This is a genomic window from Azoarcus indigens (assembly GCF_004361735.1).
Lineage (GTDB): Bacteria > Pseudomonadota > Gammaproteobacteria > Burkholderiales > Rhodocyclaceae > Azoarcus > Azoarcus indigens.
Genome location: NZ_SNVV01000058.1, coordinates 1 through 2,468, shown reverse-complemented (window position 1 = coordinate 2,468; position 2,468 = coordinate 1). Strand labels below are relative to the sequence as shown.

At 68.7% G+C, this 2,468-nt stretch carries 2 protein-coding genes; both read left to right on the top strand.

What is annotated here, in order from left to right; translation table 11 throughout:
* Nucleotides 1-1,755, top strand: a complete 1,755-nt coding sequence (locus tag C7389_RS24615) for a branched-chain amino acid ABC transporter ATP-binding protein/permease (protein ID WP_425455593.1) — start codon at nt 1-3, stop codon at nt 1,753-1,755.
* A gap of 5 nt (nt 1,756-1,760) precedes the next feature.
* Nucleotides 1,761-2,468, top strand: a 708-nt coding sequence (locus C7389_RS24610; RefSeq protein WP_246034962.1) for an ABC transporter ATP-binding protein, incomplete at its 3' end; no start/stop codon positions are given.

Sequence of the window (2,468 nt, the reverse complement as noted above, 5' to 3'; positions counted from 1 at the left end):
CTGCTGGCCATCGCCCCGCAGTTCCTCCCGCCCTTCTACGTCACCCTGCTCAACTACATCGGCCTCTACGCCCTGGTGGCGCTGGGCCTGGTGCTCTTGACCGGCGTGGGCGGCCTCACCAGCTTCGGCCAGGCCGCCTTCGTCGGCCTCGGGGCCTACACCACCGCCGTCCTCACCACCGCCACCGAACTGCCCGGCTGGCTCGCCTGGGCCGGCGGCTCGCCCTGGCTCGCGCTGGTGGTGGGGCTCGTCTTCACCGCGGTGGTCGCCCTGGTGCTGGGCTCGCTCACGCTGAAGCTCTCCGGCCACTACCTGCCGCTGGGCACCATCGCCTGGGGCATCTCGCTCTACTTCCTGTTCGGCACCCTGGAGAGCCTGGGCGGGCACACCGGCCTGACCGGCATCCCCCCCATCACCCTCTTCGGCGTGGTGCTCGACGACGGCCCCAAGATCTACTACCTCATCTGGCTCTTCCTGCTCGCCGCCGTCTTCACCACCCAGAACCTGCTCGACTCGCGCGAAGGCCGCGCCATCCGGGCGTTGAAGGGCGGCATGGTCATGGCCGAAGCCATGGGGGTGAACACCTCGCGCTCGCGCATGATCATCTTCCTGATCGCAGCACTCCACGCCTGCGCCTCCGGCTGGCTCTACGCCCACATGCAGCGCTTCGTGAACCCGACGCCCTTCGGCCTGCACATCGGCATCGAGTACCTCTTCATGGCGGTGGTCGGCGGCGCCGGCCACGTCTGGGGCGCGCTGGTGGGCGCCGGCGTCATCACCATCATGAAGCAGTGGCTGCAGGACCTGCTGCCCAAGCTGCTGGGCCACAGCGGCAACTTCGAAGTCATCGTCTTCGGCCTGATGATGGTGCTGGTGCTGCAACGCGCCCGCGGCGGCCTGTGGCCCATCCTCGCCAGGCTGGTGCCGGTGCGCCGCGCCCACAAGGTCATCGACGCCGCCGCCGAGCCGCTGCCGCGGCGCGAGCTGCCCCGGGCCGGCGAGCGCATCCTCGAAGCGCGCGACGTCACCCGCAAGTTCGGCGGCCTCGTCGCCAACAACAACATGAGCCTGGAAGTGAAGGCCGGCGAAATCCTGGCGCTGATCGGCCCCAACGGCGCCGGCAAAAGCACCATGTTCAACCAACTCTCCGGCGTCGACACCCCCACCTCCGGCGAAGTGCGCTTCCTCGGCAAACCGGTGGCCGGCCACGACTCGCGCGAGATCGCCCGCATGGGCATGAGCCGCACCTTCCAGCATGTGAAGCTCTTGCCCACCATGAGCGTGCTGGAGAACGTGGCCATCGGCGGCCACCTGCGCGGCGACAAGGGCGTGCTCGCCTCCGCCTGGCGGCTGGACCGCAGCGAGGAAGCCCGCCTGCTCGCCGAAGCGGCCCGCCAGATCGAACGCGTGGGCCTCGCCCCGCACATGTACGACGAAGCCGGCAGCCTCGCCCTGGGCCAGCAGCGCATCCTCGAGATCGCCCGGGCGCTCTGCTCCGACCCCTGCCTCTTGCTGCTGGACGAACCGGCCGCCGGCCTGCGCTACAAGGAGAAGGAAGCCCTGGGCGAGCTCCTGAAGAAGCTGCGCGCCGAAGGCATGGCCATCCTGCTGGTCGAGCACGACATGGACTTCGTCATGGGCCTCGTTGATCGGGTGGTGGTGATGGAGTTCGGCGAGAAGATCGCCGAGGGTCTCCCGGAAGAGGTGCAGCAGAACCCCAAGGTGCTCGAAGCCTACCTGGGCGGTGTGGAGTGATGAGCATGAGCAATCAACAAGGCAACCAGAGCAACCAGCCCGCCAGCAAGGTGCTGGAAGTGCAGGACCTGTGCGTGTCCTACGGCAAGGTCGAAGCGCTCACCAACGCCAACCTGGTGGTGGGCGAGGGCCAGATCGTCACCGTCATCGGCCCCAACGGCGCCGGCAAGACGACGATGCTCTCGGCCATCATGGGCGTGCTCGAATCCAAAGGGCAGGTGGGCTTCGACGGCGCCATCGAGATCGTGCCGGAGGTCGAGCGCATGGTCGCCCGCGGCATGAACCTGGTGCCGGAGAAGCGCGAGCTCTTCGGCGAGATGACGGTGGAAGACAACCTCACCCTGGGCGCCTTCCAGCGCTACCGCATGGGCAAACGCGACCACGGCCAGACCATGGAAGAGGTGTATGCCCTCTTCCCGCGGCTGAAGGAGCGCCGCGGCCAGCTCGCCGGCACGCTCTCGGGCGGCGAGCGCCAGATGCTGGCGGTGGGCCGGGCGCTGATGGCCAAGCCGAAGCTCCTGATGCTGGACGAGCCCAGCCTGGGGCTGGCGCCGCTCATCGTGCGGGAGATCTTCCGCATCATCGCCGAGTTGAGACGCCGCGGCGTGTCCATCCTGCTGGTGGAGCAGAACGCCCGCGCGGCCCTCCAGGTGGCCGACTACGCCTATGTGCTGGAGACCGGCCAGATCGCGATGGAGGGGCCGGCGGCGCTG